The following is a 17,077-nucleotide window of genomic DNA, read 5'->3' as shown; positions in this document are numbered from 1 at the left end:
TCGCGTGCGGGCAGGCACCTTCAGGACGTCAGCACGGGCTCCTTGGCCACCTCGCCCGGCGCACCGTCGGCGTCCTGGACGTCCTCGCCGCCCTCCACGTGCCGGCGCGGCCGGGCGGGCAGCGCGAACATCACCAGGAAGATCACCGCGAGCACTCCGGCCACCCACCAGAGCGAGTGCTGGAACGCCTCGGCGAACGCCGGACCCACCGCCTCCGGCGCCAGCCGGTCGCTGATCGACCCGAAGAAGACGACCGAGACCAGGCCGAGCCCCAGCGCGTTGCCCATCTGCTGCACGGTGTTGATCAGCCCGGACGCCGACCCCGAGTGCTCCTTCGGCACCTCGGACAGCACCGCGTCCGTCAGCGGGGCCACGATCAGCCCCATCCCGATCCCCATGACCACCAGCGGCAGAGCCATCTGCCAGGGCGCGATGGACATGCCGTACCGGTCGGACTCCCAGATGTAGAGCAGCAGGCCGACGATCATCAGGAGCGCGCCCGCCTGCAGCACCTTGCGGCCGAACCGGGGCACCAGCTTCTGTACGGAGATCCCGGCGGCGAACGAGACGGCGATCGAGAACGGGATGCCGGTCGTGCCGGCCCGCAGCTCGCTCCAGCCGAGGCCGATCTGCATGTACAGCGTCCAGACCAGGAAGAAGATGCCGAGCCCGATGCCGAAGGTCAGCTGGACGGCGATACCCGCCGCGAAGCTCTTGACCCGGAACAGCGAGAGCTCGACGAGCGGCGAGCCGTCCTTGCGCGCCTTCTCCCGCTCGAACAGCACCAGGGCCAGGAAGACCAGCGCGCTGCCGGCCATCAACGCGTACCCCCACAGCGGCCAGCCCAGCTCGCGCCCACGGGTCAGCGGGTAGAGCAGCATCAGCAGCCCCAGTGTCACCAGCGCGACACCGACCAGGTCGAGCCGGAGGGCCTTCGGAGCCTTGGACTCCGTGATGAACTTCCGGCCCAGGACCAGTCCCGCGATGCCGACCGGCAGGTTGATCAGGAAGATCGGCCGCCACTCCAGACCAGCGATGTTCCACTCGGTGAGCAGTGCGCCCAGCAGCGGTCCCATGACCGCGCCGAGACCGACGACCGCACCGAAGAGACCGAAGACCTTGCCGCGCTCGTGCGCCGGGAAGGTGGCGTGCACGATCGACAGCACCTGCGGGACCATCAGCGCGGCGGTGCCACCCTGCAGGATGCGGGAAGCGATCAGCATCTCCGGGTTCGCGGCGAAGCCGCAGAGCGCCGAGGCCAGCGTGAAGCCGCCGATGCCGATGAGAAAGAGCCGCTTGCGGCCGTAGATGTCGCCGAGCCGGCCGCCGGTGATCAGACCGGCCGCGAAGGCCAGGGCGTATCCGGCGGTGATCCACTGGATCGAGCTGAACGTCGCACCGGTGTCCTGCTTGATGCTCGGGATGGCAATGTTGACGATCGTGACGTCCACCAGGTCCATGAAGGCCGCGGTCATCACGATGGCGAGCGCGAACCACCGGCGCCGGTCCGACGGGTCCGAGGACACCGCGGGAGCGGCCGCCGTGGACGGCAGAGGGGATTCGGAAGAATTCATGCGATGAAGTTAGAGACCCATTAGGTCAGTCCATGACCCAATGGGCGGGCATCCTGGATCCATGACCGATACCCCGGCACGACTGCTGAATCTGCTGTCGCTCCTGCAGACGCCGCGCGAGTGGCCGGGCAGCGAGCTCGCCGAGCGGCTCCGGGTCAGCCCGCGAACCATCCGCCGCGACATCGACCGGCTCCGCGACCTCGGCTACCCCGTCGAGGCGTCGCGCGGCTCGGTGGGCGGCTACCGCCTGGTCGCGGGCGCCGCCATGCCGCCGCTGCTCCTCGACGACGAGGAGGCGGTGGCCATCGCCGTGGGGCTGCGGGCGGGCGCCGGGCATGCCATCGAGGGGGTCGACGAGGCGTCCGTGCGGGCGCTGGCGAAGCTGGAACAGGTGCTGCCGTCACGGCTGCGGCACCGGGTCTCGGTCCTGCAGAACGCGACGGTGCCGCTGGCCCGTGGCGACGGTGCGACCATCGACCCGCAGACACTGACGGTGATGGCGGCGGCGGTCACCGGGCAGGAGCGGCTGCGGTTCACCTACCGGGCGGGGGACGGCGCCGAGACGAAGCGGCTGGTCGAGCCGTACCGGCTGGTGAGCACGGGGTGGCGGTGGTACCTCGTGGCGTACGACCTGGGGCGCGAGGCGTGGCGCACGTTCCGCGTCGACCGGGTGAGCGAGCCGTTCGCCACGGGGGCCCGCTTCACCCCGCGCGAGCTGCCCACGGGCGACGCCGCGGAATTCCTCACCAGCTCCATCCAGCGCCGGCAGCCGGAGCTGGCTGTCGAGGTGAGCTTCGCGGCCCCGGCGGAGTTCGTCACCGCCCGGCTGCCTTCGGCGTTCGGCCCACTGGAGCCGACCGGCGAACACAGCTGCCGGCTGCATGTGGTCATGGCGGACTCGCTGGAGTGGGTGGTGCTCCGGCTGGCGCTGGTCGACTGCGAGTTCACCGCTCACGCGCCGCCGGAGCTGGTGGCGCACCTGAGTGAGCTGGGTGCCCGTCTGACCCGCGCGGCCGTGCCGCCGGACTCACCACCGGCGGAGCGGCCTGCACAGCCCGGCGCAAAAGAATGAGCCCCGGCGCCAGGGGGGGTGGGCGCCGGGACTCAGCTCAGGGGGTCCGTACGAAGCGACCCATATCGGAGGCTACTGGACGCGGGGTCACGCCGCAGCGTCAAAACCCGTGTCGTGAGCCATTCGCTTCAGTTCGAGCAGCGCGTGCTTCTCGATCTGACGGATCCGCTCCCGGGTCAGCCCATGCTGCTTGCCCACCTCGGTGAGGGTCCGCTCACGGCCGTCCTCGATGCCGTACCGCATGCGGATGATCGACGCGGTGCGGTGGTCGAGCTTGCCGATCAGGTCCTCCAGCTCCTCGCTGCGCAGCAGCGTCATGACGGACTGCTCGGGCGACACCGCGGAGGTGTCCTCCAGCAGATCGCCGAACTGGGTCTCGCCCTCGTCGTCCACGGACATGTTGAGGCTGACCGGGTCGCGGGCCCAGTCGAGGACGTCACCGACGCGCGTCGGCGTGGAGTCCAGCTCTGCGGCGATCTCCTCGTGCTCCGGGTCGCGCCCGTGCTCACGATTGAACTCGCGCTGCACACGGCGGATCCGGCCGAGCTCCTCCACCAGGTGGACGGGGAGCCGGATCGTACGGGACTGGTCGGCTATGGAGCGGGTGATGGCCTGACGGATCCACCACGTCGCATACGTGGAGAACTTGAAGCCCTTGGCGTAGTCGAACTTCTCGACCGCACGCACCAGGCCTGCGTTTCCCTCCTGAATCAGGTCCAGCAGGGGAAGACCTGCCCGTGGGTAGCGGCGGGCGACAGCAACCACGAGTCGGAGGTTGGATCGGATGAAGATGTCCTTGGCGCGCTCGCCCTCGGCGACCAGCGCCTCCAGCTCCTCACGCGTCGCTCCACCGGCTTCGCTCTCCACCGCACCGTCGAGGATCTGCCGCGCATAGACGCCCGCCTCGACGGTCTGCGACAGTTCGACTTCCTTGGCGGCATCGAGCAGCGGCGTGCGCGCGATCTCGTCCAGGTACATGCCGACCAGGTCGCGATCGGCGATCTCTCCGCCCACGGCGCGAACACTGCTTGCCCGGTTGGTCCCGCCACTGGCGGACGAACGACGGGCGACGGCACGGGTTGCCATGCGTGCTCCCTTGCTGAGTAGGTCGCGACACCCTCTCGGGTGCCCTGCATCCGATGGAAACAACGACTGGAATCCGGACAGAATTCCCACGGTGCGCACTCATTTTCGCGATCATGCAGTACCCTGTCCGGTCGCGAGGGGAGTGCACATGCCGGGATTCCGTACAGAAGTGCAGGTCAGACCCGGCATCGAGGGCGATCTGGCGGCTCTCACGGACATCTACAACCATTACGTACGTGAGACCGCGCTCACATTCGATACCGCCCCCTTCACACCCGAACAGCGGCTGCCGTGGCTGCGCTCCCACCCTGAAGACGGCCCGCACCGCCTTCTGGTTGCTCAGGATGTCCGCATTGCCGGTCCCGCATCACTCCTGGGCTACGCCACGAGCAGCGCCTTCCGCCCCAAGGCGGCATACGCCACGTCGGTCGAGGTGAGCGTGTACTGCGCGCCGTGGGCCACCGCACGCGGGATCGGCACACTCCTCTACACGGCACTCTTCGAGGCGCTCGCCGACGAGGACCTGAACCGCGCGTACGCGGGCATCACCCAGCCCAACGACGCCTCGGTCGCACTGCACAAGCGGTTCGGCTTCCACCATGTCGGTACGTACACCGAGGTGGGCCGGAAGTTCGACACGTACTGGGACGTGGCCTGGTACGAGAAGCGGCTGGGACCGGAGGCCTAGGACCCGGTGCTGGGACCGGAGGCCTAGGACCCGGTGGGGTCGCGGCGTAGGTCCACAGCCCGTTACGAGCGGCGGGCCCCGCGCCTAGCGTGTTCCGGCATGACCGACACGACAGGCAGGACAGACTCCACAAGCGCACCGGACACGGCGCCGGTCGACCCCACCGGCACGCTCGACGAGGCGCTGGACCGGCTCCACGCCGCAGGTCCCGAGCGCAACGGCTGGCTGAGCAACCACGGCCCGATGGCCGTCGAGGCGCTCGTACGGCACGGCCAGGCGCCGGCCGTCCACCGTTGGCTCGACCACTACAGCCACAAGCTGGAGGACATGCCGGCCCCCGCGACCCGGATCACCGCGGAGAACTGGCACGAGGCCCTGGGCGACCCGCGGAGGATCGCCGACTGGACGATGTACTTCGCGCAGGAGACGGCCGGGCGCCCCTGGCAGGACGTCCTCACCGAATGGTGGCCGCGGCTGCTGCCGGGCATCGCCGCAGGCGCCACCCACCCCGTGATCCGGGTCGGCCACGCCGTGCGCACCCTGCTCGCCGGTGGAGCGAACGCGCCCCGGGTCACCGAGCTCGCGCACGGCCTCGGCTACTGGGCCGCCCGCCACCAGCCGCCGCCCGCGCTGAACCCACCGGCCTCGCTCGCGCCCGCGCCGAGTGCCGCGGCCGCGCTGGACGCCGTACCGCCGGTGGCCGACCAGAGCGGCGGCATCCGCGACCGGCTGGCGCAGCTCACCGCGTTCCCGCTGTGGCCGCAGCAGTTCGCGGACGACCCGGACGTGGCACGCACGCGGCTGGCGGAACTGGTCAGGGCCGCGACCCACCGCTACGCCACCCATGGCCATGGCGAACCGATCATGCTGGTGCACGCCGCGACCGCACCCAACGCCGTGCTGCGTACCCTGCCCGCCCTCCCCCGTGAACTGTGGCCGCAGAGCCTGGCCGCCGCCTGGGCCGCGAGCGCCGCGGTCACCGCCGCGTACAGCCCGGCCGACCCCGTCCCGTGCACCGCATCGCCGTCGGCATCCTCCGCCGACGAGATTTTCGCGCGGGCGGCGGCGCACGGTGACGACCACACCATCAAGTTCACCGACACCGCACTGGACGTCGGCGACACGGCGGCCCTGGCCGCCGCGCTCCGCTCGATCGAACTGAACCCCCCGGCCCTCTGACCACTCAGCCGAACTGCACCGACCGCTTCGCGAGCCCCATCCAGAACCCGTCGATGATGCTGCGCCCTTGATCCAGCTCGCCCTCCGAGGCACCCAGTGTCACGAAGAGCGGCGCGAAGTGCTCGGTGCGGGGGTGGGCCAGCCGCCCGGCCGGGGACTTGTGCTCGAAGTCCAGCAGCGCGTCGATGTCCTGCGCCTGCAGCGCCCGGTGCCCCCAGTCGTCGAACTCCACCGACCAGCCGGGGTTGCCGCCGCCCGTGTGCCGCAGGGCTGCGAGGTTGTGGGTGAAGAAGCCGCTGCCGACGATCAGGACGCCCTCGTCGCGCAGGGGCGCGAGCTTGCGGCCGATGTCCATCAGCTTCTGCGGGTCCAGCGTCGGCATGGAGATCTGGAGTACCGGGATGTCGGCGCCCGGGAACATCTCCACCAGCGGAACGTACGCCCCGTGGTCGAGCCCGCGGTCCGGGATGTCCTGGACCGGCGTACCGGCGCCGCGCAGCAGCTTGCGTACGCTCTCCGCCAGCTGCGGGGCACCCGGGGCCGCGTACTGCACGCGATAGTAGTGCTCCGGGAAGCCCCAGAAGTCGTAGACGAGCGGAACGGTCTCGGTCGCACCGAGGGCAAGCGGAGCCTCCTCCCAGTGGGCGGAGACCATGAGGATCGCGGTGGGGCGCGGCAGCTCGGCGGACCAGGCGGCCAGCTGGCCGGGCCAGACCGGATCGTCGGCCAGCGGCGGCGCACCGTGGGAGAGATAGAGGGCGGGCATGCGCTCCGCGGTGACAGTCATGACACTCCCCATCCACTACTACTCAAGCTAAGTCTTCTGCGGTGGTGGGATCCAGCTCATTGAAGCTTCAAGTTCCCATCCCAAGAGACCTTAGCTCTATCTAGTTCAACTTTCAAGAAAAGGTCGTACAGTGGAGCACATGACCACGGCATCCACCGGCGGGACCCGCTGGCTCTCCGACGAAGAGCAGAGCGTTTGGCGCGCCTACCTCCACGCAACCACGCTCCTGGAGGACCACCTCGACCGCCAGCTGCAACGCGATGCCGGCATGCCGCACATCTATTACGCACTGCTCGTCCAGCTCTCCCAGGCGCCCCGCCGCCAGATGCGGATGACCGAGCTGGCCAAGGACGCCAAGATCACCCGCTCCCGCCTCTCGCACGCCGTCGCCCGGCTGGAGCGGAACGGCTGGGTGCGCCGCGAGGACTGCCCGTCCGACAAGCGCGGCCAGAACGCGGTCCTCACCGACGAGGGGTACGAGATGCTCCGCCGCTCCGCGCCGGGTCATGTCCGCGCCGTACGCCAGGCGATGTTCGACCGGCTCACACCGGAGCAGGTGCGCTCGTTCGGCGAGATCATGCAGGTCATCGCCACCGGCCTGGAGCCGGAGGGTACGGACGCCGACCTGCCCTGGCTCCGCTGAGCCGCCCTCGCGCACCGATACGGGTCTGCCCCGGTTCCGCCGAGCGGAACCGGGGCAGACCCGTGTTCACATCACTTCACCTCGCGCGCCCCGCGTCAGTGCGCGACGACCGGCACCCTGAACTCGTCCTCGACGCCATCGGAGCCCGAACCGGAGCCGGCCGGGGCGGTCGACGGACGCCCGGCGTTGATGAACGTCACCGCGATCGCGGAGGCCACCACCAGGATCCCGACCGCCCACCAGATGGCGCCGGTGAAGCCGTGCACCATCGACTGCAGCTTCAGCAGCTGCGGGTCGGTCGCGCCGAGCGCGGCGTGCGAGGTGGCGTATGCCGTCGCGGCCGAGGCGGCGATGGTGTTCAGCAGCGCGGTACCGATCGCACCGCCGACCTGCTGCGACGTGTTGACCATCGCGGACGCGACACCCGAGTCCCGCGGCTCGACCCCGAGCGTGGCCAGCGACATGGCCGGCATGAACGCCGTACCCATGCCCAGACCCAGCAGGAGCTGCGCCGGGAGGATGAGCGCCGCGTACGAGGAGTCGATCTCCAGCTGCGTCAGCAGCAGCATGCCCACGGCGGCGGTCAGGAAGCCCGGACCCATCAGCTTGCGGGCCGGGACCCGCGTCATCAGCCGTGCGCCGATCTGCGTCGAACCGGTGATCATGCCCGCGATCATCGGGAGGAAGGCGAAGCCCGTCCTGATCGGCGAGTAGCCCTTCACGACCTGCAGGTAGTACGTCAGGAAGAGGAACAGCCCGAACATCGCGATGATGGCCAGACCCAGCGAGAGGTAGACGCCACCGCGGTTACGGTCCATCACCACGCGGAGCGGCAGCAGCGGCGACGCGACCTTGGCCTCGGTCAGGACGAACGACAGGAGCAGCACGCCGGAGGCGACGAACATGCCGATGGTCAGCGGGTCCGACCAGCCGGAGGACTCGGCACGGGTGAATCCGTACACCAGCGAGACCAGACCCAGCGCGGAGAGGACCACACCCGGGATGTCGAGCGAGGAGCGGTTACGGCTGCCGGCCGGCTCACGGATCACGAAGTACGCGCCCGCGGCGGCGATGACGGCGAACGGGATGTTGACGAAGAACGTCCAGCGCCAGTTCAGCGCCTGGGTGAGGAAGCCGCCGAGGATCAGGCCGACGGCGCCGCCGCCACCGGCGATCGCACCGTAGATGCCGAACGCCTTGGCGCGCTCCTTGGCGTCGGTGAACATCACGGCGAGCAGCGAGAGTGCGGCCGGGGCGAGCAGGGCGCCGAAGACACCCTGGAGCGCACGCGAGCCGAACAGCATGCCCTGGTTCTGCGCCGCGCCACCGAGTGCGGAGGCCAGCGCGAAGCCGATCAGACCGACGACAAAGGTGCGCTTACGGCCCCAGAGGTCGGCGATCCGGCCTCCGAAGAGCAGCAGTCCGCCGAAGGCGAGGGCGTAGGCCGTGATGACCCACTGCTTGTTGGCGTCGGTGATGCTGAGCGCCGTCTGGGCGTGCGGCAGCGCGATGTTCACGATCGTGGCATCGAGCACGACCATCAGTTGCGCGAGCGCGATGAAGGCCAGCGCTTTCCAGCGACTGGGGTCGGGAAGTCGGATATCAGCTGTTTTTGACATGGGGCTAGCCACCTAAGAACGCACATGGACGCGAGGAGTCGTGATCCGTGACCGTGAAGACGTGCACCCGGTCAGCGGTGAAAGTGGGAGAGATGAGGGTGATGGGAGTGGACGTGAGGTAAGTCGGGTGGTGAGGGCATGGCGGACGGACGGCCCGGAGCCTGTCTCAGGAGCCGGGCACGGGCGTCATGAGCGATGCCGCAGATCCTCCAAGGTCGCCGCCGTCCCGGGCAGTTCGGACCGGGCCGGAGCCTCCAGACCGTCCAGGAACAGCTGGAGATGACGGTGGGTGAAGCGGTCGATGTCCAGGCAGGCGATGCCGGGCAGCGGCCGGGTGAGCTGGGAGAGGCCGACCAGTACGTCACCGACGGCGATGTCGGTGCGCAGGCGCCCCGCGGACATGGCGCGCGCCACGAGCCCTTCGACGGCCTCTTCGAGGCGGCGACGCTCGGCGAGCAGTTCGGGATGGTCCTTGTCGAAGCCGCCGGACAGCATCGGGCAGAGCGCGCCGATGCGTTCGTCGGCCGCCGCGTGCACGAAGCGGCAGAGCGCGGCGAAGGGGTCGGCCTCCTCGGCCACCGCCTCCTCCGCACGGTCAGTGGTGCGGGAGGTGACCGAGAGGACGACCTCATGGGTCAGCGCTGCCCGGTCGGGGAAGTTCCGGTAGAGCGTGGCGTTGCCGACGCCTGCGCGGCGAGCCACCTCGTCGAGCGGCACATCCGGACCGAACTCGACGAACATCTCGCGCGCGGCCGCGACTATCCGCTCCCGGTTGCGCAGCGCGTCGGCCCGCGGGCGGGGCGTACGGCGCGGCACGGTTCCGGCGGCGGTGCGAGCAGCGGTTTTCACGAGACAGTCCTTCTCTTCCTCTTCCGGGTCTTCCTGGTGCAGCTCTTGCGAAGGCCCCTGCGCGTACAACTTCGTGCAACCGGGGACCGCCTCCCCGTTTAGCGGGGGACACCAGGTTCAAACGGGGAATCCATCCCCGGTTATTTCCCGCTCCAATGTGACCTGCATCACATCAAATAGGCGGGAAATTACACCGATCGGCGCACCCGACGGGCGGCGCCGTACCGCCCGCCCGAGGGTGATCAGAGAGCGCAGTCAGGGTCGGCCGACTGCCGCGGACCCCGAAGGCGCCTCTATGCAGCAGCCCCGCCGCCGGATACGCACCCAGCGCCACCCGGTCGCACTGGCGGGCGCAAGCGCCCTGGTCATCGGGGCACTGGCCTCGGCCAGCAGCACGCTCCCGCCGCGCAGCCACGCCGGCGCGGGGCCGGTGGCCAGCACCGAGGCGGCAGGGGTCGGACCGTGCCGGATATCCGCGACGATGGGGGTGCAGATGTCGGAGGGGATGCCGACACCGACGGGGTATGCCCATTCCACGGGCCAGATCCATGCACTGAACCTGATGATCGACTTCCCGGACGCGCCGGGAGCGGGGTCTGCGATGAAACGGCTCGCCGAATTCTTCCCGCAGACCACCAACTGGTTCCGGACCAGTTCGTACGGCCGGCTCATCTACCGGCCCGACGCCCCTGTGAAGAGCTGGCTTCGGATGCCTCTGCCGTTCTCGGCGTACGGGATAGACCGCGGCTCACCGTACGAGCCGGGCTACCGGCACCTGGTCCAGGACATCGTGGCCGTCGCCGACCGGAAGGTGGACTTCGGCGCGTACGACCTGGTCAACATCCTGGTCACACCGAACGCCGGGCCCTCCGCCCTGGACACCGTCCTGTCCGTGACCTTCTCCGGCAACGACGACGCGCCGCTCGCGGACGGCGCCCCGCTCTCCAACACGTCCTTCATCTACAGCCGCCAGGACGACGGCTCGGGCTCGTACGCACAGACCGGCTACCGCGTCCTGCCGCACGAGAACGGCCATGTCTTCGGCCTGCCCGACCTCTACACCACGGAGGGCGGCGGTTCGGTCGGGCACTGGGACATCATGTCCGAGGACTGGGGGGCCAACAACGACTTCCTCGGCTGGCACAAGTGGAAACTCGGCTGGCTCGACAAGAACCAGGTCAGCTGCGCGTCCAAGCCAGGCACCACCGACCACGTCCTCACACCCCTTGCCACCCGGGGCGGCCGGAAGCTGGCCTTCGTGCCCCTGACCGGGGAATCCGGCTACGCGATGGAGGTACGGACCCAGGCGGGCAATGACCAGGCGATCTGCCGGCCCGGCGTGCTGATCTACAAGGTCAGCTCCGACGTCGACACGGGGCAGGGTCCGATCTCCATCGCGGACAGCACCAAGGACAGCGGAGGCTGCACGCGGCTGCCCAATGTGCATGCCGAGCTCTCCGACGCCCCGTTCCAGCCCGGCCAGACCTTCACCGACCGGACCAACGGAATACACATATCCGTCGTCGACAAGGACTCCAGGGGGAACTACCGGGTCCGCGTCACCCGCTCCTGATCACGCCCCCTCCTCGCTGCGTCTGAGGGCGCTGACCTCCTCGTCGACCACCCCGCGCAGCTCACGCTTGAGGATCTTCCCGGTCGGGTTCCGGGGCAGTTGCTCGTCCCGCACGAGGACATGGGCCGGAACCTTGAAGGCGGCCAGGCTCCGCCCGACGTGCGCCCGCAGCTCGTCTGCCGTGACGGTGGCACCGGGCCGCAGCCGGACGACCGCGGCAACCTCCTCGCCCAGGACCGGATGCGCCACCCCCAGCACCGCCGCGTCCTCGACGTCCGGGTGTTCGTGGAGCGCGGCCTCGACCTCCACGCAGTACACGTTCTCGCCGCCGCGGATCACCATGTCCTTGATCCGGTCGACGATGCTGACCCGCCCGTCGCGCACCAGAGCGAGATCACCGGTCCGGAACCAGCCGTCCGTGAACGCCTCGGCAGTCGCCGCCTCATCGCGCCAGTAGCCACGGACCAGCGACTGGCCGCGCAGCCACAGCTCGCCGATCTCCCCCTCGGGCAGCGCCTCGCCCGCCGGACCGGTGATCCGCACCTCGGTGACGGGTGTCGGCCGGCCGACACTGCCCGGGTGGAGCCGGTAGGAGGCGCCGAAGTTGGCCAGGACGCCGCCGCTGGTCTCGGTCAGACCGTAGCCGTTGCGCGGCTCGATCCGCTTGCCGTAGCGGGCGGTGAGCCGTGCGACCAGATCGGGCGGGGCGGCGGCGCCACCGGTGTTCAGCATCTGGAGGCTCTCCAGCCGGTCGTCCGCCCGCTCGGCGGCGGCAAGCAGCTGAAGCGCTGTGACCGGGACGCCGGCGTAGTGCGTGACGCCGTGCTCCCGGATCAGCCGGAGCGCCTCCTCGGCGTCCCACTTCCGCATGACCACGAGCGAGCCGCCCGCCGCCATCGCCGCGTAGAAACTGGTGAACGCGGCGACATGGAAGAACGGGAAGGTCATCAACGTGACCGGGGCGGGCCCCTGTCCCGGAATGACCCCGCGGCCCAGCGCGGAAGCGGCCGCGTGGAACCGCGGGTTGAGTGCGGCCCCCACCTGGGCGAGCTGGGTGGCGACAGCACCCTTGGGCCGCCCGGTGGTGCCCGAGGTGTACATGATCGTCGCGTCGTCCTCGGGCCGGATCTCGACCTCGGGCGGTGCGGCGAGCGGGTCGGGCGCGGGCAGGTCCTCGTACCGCTCGGCCCCCACCGGCACCGCGCCGTCCCTGTGGTGGAAGACGACGACGCGCGCCCCGGCCTTCTCCGCCCAGGCGGCGACCCGCGGCAGCCGCTCACCGTCCACCAGCAGCACCCGCGGCTCGCAGTCGTCGAGCGCGTACGCGAACTCGCCCTCCGTCCACCAGGCGTTGAGCGGTACGGCGACCAGACCGGCCAGCTGCGCGGCCCAGAAGGCGACCTGCCACTCGGGGTGATTGCGCATCGCGACAACGGCCCGGTCACCGCGGCGAAGCCCGTACTCCTCGGTCATCCGGCATGCCAGTGCGGATGCGGCGGCGAAGAACTCCCCGTACGAGTAGCTGCGCTCGGCACCGATCAGGAACGGCCGGTCCCCGAAGGCCCAGGTGGTCTCGGCGAACTCGCGGAGGGTCCTGGGCCCGCTCGCGTAGACGAGCGAGCCCGCCTGCACGCCGTCCTGAGCCCGCACGACAGCGAACGGCGCGCCGGGTCCGGTGAGCGCGGCCTCGATCCGCGCGGCGGAGGCTGCGGCAGCGGAGGGCGAGTCGGCAGAGGACGGGGAAGCTGCGGAAGCGGCGGCGGGGGTCGGATCGGTGTGCGGCACGAACGACCTTTCCAAGCGCCTGCTCAGGACTCCGCGACGCTATGCCCGCCCCCACCCCCCGTCAAGACACCGCCCCGCCCTGCGCTCCCCCTCCGCCTGCCCCGCTGCACGCCCCCCCCTCTACACCTTGCCGGTCCCGGGCAGCAGCTTCATCTCGTCGACCACCGCCCGCTCGGTGATGGCGGTACGCGCGGTGACCGTGCCCGCCTTGATTCCCTCGGCATCGCGTATCTGGACGGTGCGCTCACCCCGGTCCGGAACTTCCACACGCTCCCGTTCAGGCCCGTCAGGTCATCCAGCCGCAACGGCCCAGCCCAGGCCGGAGCAGCAACGGCTGCACGATTCCCACTCGGCTTCGGACAGTTCACGGCGGCGTACCACCACCCCCGCGATCCACAACTCAAGATCACTTCGGCCGGCGGGACAGGTACTCATTCGCATAGGTGCAGGTACTCGTGGGGCGCCCTGTACGGCGCCGGATGTGTGTTGCTGGTGCGATGCAGTGTCCTTGGCCGGAGTGATCCGCGGGGGAGGGCTACGCATGGCGTGGGACGAGTGGGAACAGATCAAAGCCGATGTGACCAATGGGCAGCCCGTAGCGATGCGGCTCAACCACGTCCCGGTTGAGCCCGGCACCGGGCCCAGCGCCGTAACAGGCGGCCTGACGTCCAGCAAGAAGGCGTGGACCACGGCCGGCGAAGGGGTGGGCTCCCTTCGCCGGAACGTCAGCACCGCGCTGACCGAACTGGAGGACGGCCAGGCAGGGCTCGACGCGATCACGGGTTGCCTGGGCGCGGCAGCGCAGAAGGACGTGTACGACTCGTGGAAGATGTACGCCGAAAGCATCAGCGAGCGGTGCGGCTCACTCCAGAAGATCCTGGAGCAGGTGGGCCGCGACCTGTTGACGACCGATGAGGCGGTCAACGGCGAGATGCACAAGCTGAACCTCGAGTACGCGGACACGGACGCCGTCGGCGGCCAGGCGAAGGGCCGGTGACGGCGGGATGGACTACGCCACTCTCAAGGCCTCAAGCCCTCCGAGTTCGGGGACGCCGCCGACGGATACCGCTCCATGGGCAGCATGGCCCAGGCAGCCAAGGACCACATCGAGAACGCCGTCGCCGCAGGCATGCGTAAGACGTTGGGCAGCGGAGGCGTCGCAGAAGCAGCTTCAAGCCCTGGCGAAGAACTTCCACTACACCCAGGCCGAATGCGGTGTGATCAGCACGGCCCTCAACGGGCTCGCCTACGACACGGCGGCCGCCAAGCGGAAGCTGGACGCGGCGATCGAGGACGCCCAGGCGGACGGCTGCACGGTGAACGCGGACGGCTCGGTCGCGTTTCCAGCGGGTCAGAAGCCAGGCGAGGAGAAGGTCGCTGATGGCGGCACAGTGACCGGGAGTGCCGGAGGCGGCCCGACCTCCGATGCCCTGGAGCGCCAGGCGGCGAACATCCACCCGAACCCGAACTACGGCAAGGCGATGGGGTACGCGAACCGGATCGCCGACGCGCTCGAGGAAGCCACGGACGCGGACGCGAAGTGGGCGCCGAAAATACGGGCCCTCAAGGCCGATGACGACCTGACCGTGTCCTCCCGGGACTGGACCGACGTCACGTCGGGCACGGGGGCGTGCGCCAGGCGGCCGACGCCTACCTCGACACGATCAAGCCGGCGCCCAAGAACGATTGGCCCCAGGACAACGCCAACTGGTGGAAGGGCCTCTCCGAGGAGCAGCGCGCAGTCTACGTCTCCATGCACCCAGCGAGTATCGGAGCGCTCGACGGCCTTCCCTCCGACATACGCGACGACGCGAACCGCATCGTGCTCGCGGAACAGCGCGGTGCCAAGCAGGTGGAGTACGACACCTGGCTCAAGAAGGAACCGGAGCACTACAAGCCCTACATCAGCCCCGTAACGGGTCGCGAGGTGAAGGGCGCGATGGTCCCGGCCGAGGAGTGGAAGGAGTGGAACGCGCACTCCCCGTGCTGGGACGAAAAGCCCCTCAGCGACCTGGCAAAGATCGTTACTGGAGGACGGCCGTGAATCTGCGCAAAGTAGTCCCGGCTGCCGCACTGCTGGCCATGACGACCGTGGTGACCGCGTGCGGGGCACAGAAGGACGGGCAGGAACCCGGCGGAGAAGCACCGAAGCAGGTCACGATGAATGAGCAGCAGGCGATCGACCGGGCAGAGGAAATCATCCGGCAGGCGGTGGACGGTATGTCCCCCAAGCCGACGCTGGAGCGCATCGGCCCCCAACCCGTCGGCCCCTGCATCGCCAGAGACGACCACGGCCCTGACGACCGCGTGCAGGTCAGCATCGCCTACAAACTGACCGGTGTTCCGGGGTCCGAGGCCAAGAACCTGGTGCGGCAGGCACGAGACGCCTGGCTGAAGCAGGGCTACAAGTACACCGCGTCGGGCGAGGTCGACTGGTCCAGCCCCTTTCCGTCGGTCTACATGCGTACGGAGCCCGACGACTTCTGGATGAACGCCATGACCGGCGTCGTGGATCGCGCCAAGGGCAAGGGCCTCGCCTCCCTCGGCGTGACATCGCCCTGCTTCCTCCCGCCGGGGAAGTCCTCGGCGCCAACCACGGCCGACCCCGCAGCACTGGAGAACCTGCAGATCGACGATCCCGCTCGGCATCGCGCCCTCGGCCACTCCAGCCGGATCTACGACGCCCTGCAGGTCAGCTCCGCGCCGACACAGCCCGGGGAAGGCCTCAGCACGGTCCAGGACGAGTCCGGGACCTCGGTCCATCACACCTGGTCGACCGAGCCGCTGCCGGAGGACAAGACGGTACGGGCCTTGGCACGCGCACAGGCTCACTTCCAGAGCTCGGAATGGAGCGTGCGCCACGTGCCGACGCGTGGGGGCACCCCTGCGGTCGTCGCCCGCCACCCCGAAGAGGGCACGATCGCACAGGTCGCAGCCTCGACCACCGGCGCGGTGCGCGTCGCGGTCACGACGCCCGCCAACGGTCCGGCGTCCGCAGACGTCTGACAGCCGGCCCCGCGTGCCGCTGGCGCGGGGTCCCGGTCGCGTTCCCCGATCGGACCGCGCGTGAGCGGCGACAGCCTGGAGACCACCCGGCTTCGGCGGTCGGCTCGCGTGGCCCCAGCCGCTCGTTCTTGACAAGAGGGCTCGGGTCAGGGAGCTGGGCGGTCACCTCACCGCCAGACCCGGCGGAAACGCCTGCGTCAGCACCCCGACCGAGATCCGGCCCGACAACCGCTCACCCGCAGGCGCCTTGACCTGCACCACCCCCGCCACACAGAAGACAACGAAGCGCTCTCCGTCAGCCGCGCCAGGATCAACCAAGCCGCCGCCTGATCTGCTCCTGATCCACCAGCTCACCCTCGCCGGGAGCAGGCACCCGACAACCCCAAGTGCAGACCGCACCCCACCCGCTACACTGTCCGCGGCGGCTCAGCCCTCTTCAGCTGCGCCACCGCAACCCTGTGGGAATCTGCATGACTCGTTCACCTGTTCGATCGAGTTCGAGACACAGTTTCCAACAGATCCCCGCCTTCGTAGCTCAGGGGATAGAGCACCGCTCTCCTAAAGCGGGTGTCGCAGGTTCGAATCCTGCCGGGGGCACAACGCGTTACCGACCTGACCTGGGGTTTCTCCCCCCAGGGAGGTGCTCTACTCGACCTCGGACTCCTCGTCCGGGGCCGTTTGCGTGAGCGGTGCGTGAGCGGACGGGGAGTTGATCTCCCGGATATCGCCCAATGGATCAGCATCATTCGGCACGGGCTCGTCGGTCTCGCCGGGCTGGACGTCTGCCCCGGACCTGGTGTCCTCGGAGGTGGCGCGTGCTCGCGGCACGAGCCGGGGTTCATGGCCGTCCTCGCGTACACGGACGGCCATCCGGTCGGCTACGACTATGGCAACACCATCGAGCACGGCGACCGGTACTGGCAGCGCACCAGCCCGCGCCGGCGGAAGTACACCGCGCATCCGATCCTGGCCCCGAAGGAGATCGGCGCCCGGCCAGCCTGGCGGAAGGCCGGTACCCCTGATTGGTTCTTCCCCGCAGCCACACCGCTCCAGTCCACAACCGGGAAGCACGTGCTGGGCCAGAAGCCGGTCGTGTCCCCCGTGTCGGTTTTGTGGACCACGTCGTCCTGTTCCCGTCCACGCCGCGGGAAGACCTCCTGGCGCTGGCCAGGACGCAGGTCTGCGCTGTGAATTGACCCAAGAGCAAGGGCTCGTC

General features: G+C 69.6%; 16 protein-coding genes and 1 tRNA gene. 10 read left to right on the top strand and 7 right to left on the bottom strand.

Translation table 11 applies throughout. The annotated features are described in order from the left end of the window. Positions 1 to 20 precede the first annotated feature (20 nt). Positions 21 to 1,574 carry an MFS transporter gene (locus tag OG972_RS24070; RefSeq protein WP_266984682.1) on the bottom strand — a complete coding sequence of 518 codons (1,554 nt, stop codon included), beginning with the start codon at positions 1,572 to 1,574 and terminating at the stop codon, positions 21 to 23. A 61-nt stretch (positions 1,575 to 1,635) separates the two neighbouring features. On the opposite strand from OG972_RS24070, the gene OG972_RS24065 reads away from it, so the two are divergent. Next, positions 1,636 to 2,646 carry a YafY family protein gene (locus OG972_RS24065; protein ID WP_266984680.1) on the top strand — a complete coding sequence of 337 codons (1,011 nt, stop codon included), beginning with the start codon at positions 1,636 to 1,638 and terminating at the stop codon, positions 2,644 to 2,646. A gap of 87 nt (positions 2,647 to 2,733) precedes the next feature. Here the strand turns inward: OG972_RS24065 and OG972_RS24060 are convergent, their stop codons facing one another. Then, positions 2,734 to 3,732 carry an RNA polymerase sigma factor RpoD/SigA gene (locus OG972_RS24060; RefSeq protein ID WP_266984679.1) on the bottom strand — a complete coding sequence of 333 codons (999 nt, stop codon included), beginning with the start codon at positions 3,730 to 3,732 and terminating at the stop codon, positions 2,734 to 2,736. Positions 3,733 to 3,880: 148 nt separating this feature from the next. Here OG972_RS24060 and OG972_RS24055 point away from each other — a divergent pair, with 148 nt between their 5' ends. Next, entirely contained in the window at positions 3,881 to 4,420 is a 540-nt protein-coding gene (locus OG972_RS24055; protein WP_266984677.1) for a GNAT family N-acetyltransferase, read from the top strand. Positions 4,421 to 4,519: 99 nt separating this feature from the next. After that, positions 4,520 to 5,599, top strand: coding sequence for a questin oxidase family protein (locus OG972_RS24050; RefSeq protein WP_266984676.1), 1,080 nt, complete (start codon positions 4,520 to 4,522; stop codon positions 5,597 to 5,599). A gap of 4 nt (positions 5,600 to 5,603) precedes the next feature. On the opposite strand, the gene OG972_RS24045 is transcribed toward OG972_RS24050, so the two are convergent. Continuing rightward, positions 5,604 to 6,386: a dioxygenase gene (locus OG972_RS24045; RefSeq protein ID WP_266984675.1), complete on the bottom strand. Its 783-nt coding sequence runs from the start codon at positions 6,384 to 6,386 to the stop codon at positions 5,604 to 5,606. A 130-nt stretch (positions 6,387 to 6,516) separates the two neighbouring features. On the opposite strand from OG972_RS24045, the gene OG972_RS24040 reads away from it, so the two are divergent. Next, entirely contained in the window at positions 6,517 to 7,029 is a 513-nt protein-coding gene (locus OG972_RS24040) for a MarR family winged helix-turn-helix transcriptional regulator (RefSeq protein WP_266984674.1), read from the top strand. A 95-nt stretch (positions 7,030 to 7,124) separates the two neighbouring features. Here the strand turns inward: OG972_RS24040 and OG972_RS24035 are convergent, their stop codons facing one another. Together OG972_RS24035 and OG972_RS24030 are read right to left on the bottom strand one after the other, a co-directional pair. After that, positions 7,125 to 8,648 (bottom strand): MFS transporter, encoded by a 1,524-nt coding sequence (locus OG972_RS24035; protein ID WP_266984673.1) that lies wholly within the window; start codon positions 8,646 to 8,648, stop codon positions 7,125 to 7,127. A gap of 186 nt (positions 8,649 to 8,834) precedes the next feature. Continuing rightward, the gene (locus OG972_RS24030; protein ID WP_266984671.1) at positions 8,835 to 9,497 is read right to left on the bottom strand and encodes a TetR/AcrR family transcriptional regulator; all 663 of its coding nucleotides are present in this window, start codon (positions 9,495 to 9,497) and stop codon (positions 8,835 to 8,837) included. Positions 9,498 to 9,792: 295 nt separating this feature from the next. On the opposite strand from OG972_RS24030, the gene OG972_RS24025 reads away from it, so the two are divergent. After that, a complete protein-coding gene (locus OG972_RS24025) occupies positions 9,793 to 11,070 on the top strand; it encodes a M6 family metalloprotease domain-containing protein (protein WP_266984669.1) in 1,278 nt (425 codons plus the stop codon). Here the strand turns inward: OG972_RS24025 and OG972_RS24020 are convergent, their stop codons facing one another. Both OG972_RS24020 and OG972_RS24015 read right to left on the bottom strand, forming a co-directional pair. Further along, complete coding sequence (locus OG972_RS24020; RefSeq protein ID WP_266984667.1) at positions 11,071 to 12,855, bottom strand: class I adenylate-forming enzyme family protein; 1,785 nt, start codon at positions 12,853 to 12,855, stop codon at positions 11,071 to 11,073. 120 nt (positions 12,856 to 12,975) lie between these two features. After that, positions 12,976 to 13,122: a hypothetical protein gene (locus OG972_RS24015; protein WP_266984665.1), complete on the bottom strand. Its 147-nt coding sequence runs from the start codon at positions 13,120 to 13,122 to the stop codon at positions 12,976 to 12,978. Positions 13,123 to 13,396: 274 nt separating this feature from the next. Between OG972_RS24015 and OG972_RS24010 the strand changes: the two genes are divergently transcribed. The 5 genes from OG972_RS24010 to OG972_RS23990 all read left to right on the top strand — a co-directional run bounded on the left by OG972_RS24010 (position 13,397) and on the right by OG972_RS23990 (position 17,052). Beyond that, positions 13,397 to 13,852 carry a hypothetical protein gene (locus OG972_RS24010; RefSeq protein ID WP_266984663.1) on the top strand — a complete coding sequence of 152 codons (456 nt, stop codon included), beginning with the start codon at positions 13,397 to 13,399 and terminating at the stop codon, positions 13,850 to 13,852. Between the two features lie 633 nt (positions 13,853 to 14,485). Further along, positions 14,486 to 14,899, top strand: coding sequence for a hypothetical protein (locus OG972_RS49280; RefSeq protein WP_323135892.1), 414 nt, complete (start codon positions 14,486 to 14,488; stop codon positions 14,897 to 14,899). Further along, positions 14,896 to 15,861, top strand: coding sequence for a hypothetical protein (locus OG972_RS24000; RefSeq protein ID WP_266984661.1), 966 nt, complete (start codon positions 14,896 to 14,898; stop codon positions 15,859 to 15,861). Before OG972_RS49280 ends, OG972_RS24000 begins: the two co-directional genes overlap by 4 nt. Before the next feature lie 524 nt (positions 15,862 to 16,385). Next, positions 16,386 to 16,458 (top strand) — tRNA-Arg (locus OG972_RS23995). A gap of 177 nt (positions 16,459 to 16,635) precedes the next feature. Next, positions 16,636 to 17,052, top strand: a complete 417-nt coding sequence (locus tag OG972_RS23990) for a hypothetical protein (RefSeq protein WP_266990680.1) — start codon at positions 16,636 to 16,638, stop codon at positions 17,050 to 17,052. The last annotated feature ends 25 nt before the right edge of the window (positions 17,053 to 17,077 follow it).

The organism is Streptomyces sp. NBC_01669, assembly GCF_026339735.1.
GTDB classification, from domain to species: Bacteria; Actinomycetota; Actinomycetes; order Streptomycetales; family Streptomycetaceae; genus Streptomyces; species Streptomyces yanii.
Note: the sequence above shows the minus strand (reverse complement) of the source record. Positions and strands in the feature narration are given on the sequence as shown.

What these genes read in the sequence shown, in the direction of transcription:
- OG972_RS24055 (WP_266984677.1), top strand. Translation starts at nt 3,881, where the DNA reads ATGCCGGGATTCCGTACAGAAGTGCAGGTCAGACCCGGCATCGAGGGC.
- OG972_RS24010 (WP_266984663.1), top strand. Translation starts at nt 13,397, where the DNA reads ATGGCGTGGGACGAGTGGGAACAGATCAAAGCCGATGTGACCAATGGG.
- OG972_RS24065 (WP_266984680.1), top strand. Translation starts at nt 1,636, where the DNA reads ATGACCGATACCCCGGCACGACTGCTGAATCTGCTGTCGCTCCTGCAG.
- OG972_RS24050 (WP_266984676.1), top strand. Translation starts at nt 4,520, where the DNA reads ATGACCGACACGACAGGCAGGACAGACTCCACAAGCGCACCGGACACG.
- OG972_RS24060 (WP_266984679.1), bottom strand. Translation starts at nt 3,732, where the DNA reads ATGGCAACCCGTGCCGTCGCCCGTCGTTCGTCCGCCAGTGGCGGGACC.
- OG972_RS24070 (WP_266984682.1), bottom strand. Translation starts at nt 1,574, where the DNA reads ATGAATTCTTCCGAATCCCCTCTGCCGTCCACGGCGGCCGCTCCCGCG.
- OG972_RS24035 (WP_266984673.1), bottom strand. Translation starts at nt 8,648, where the DNA reads ATGTCAAAAACAGCTGATATCCGACTTCCCGACCCCAGTCGCTGGAAA.
- OG972_RS24025 (WP_266984669.1), top strand. Translation starts at nt 9,793, where the DNA reads ATGCAGCAGCCCCGCCGCCGGATACGCACCCAGCGCCACCCGGTCGCA.
- OG972_RS24045 (WP_266984675.1), bottom strand. Translation starts at nt 6,386, where the DNA reads ATGACTGTCACCGCGGAGCGCATGCCCGCCCTCTATCTCTCCCACGGT.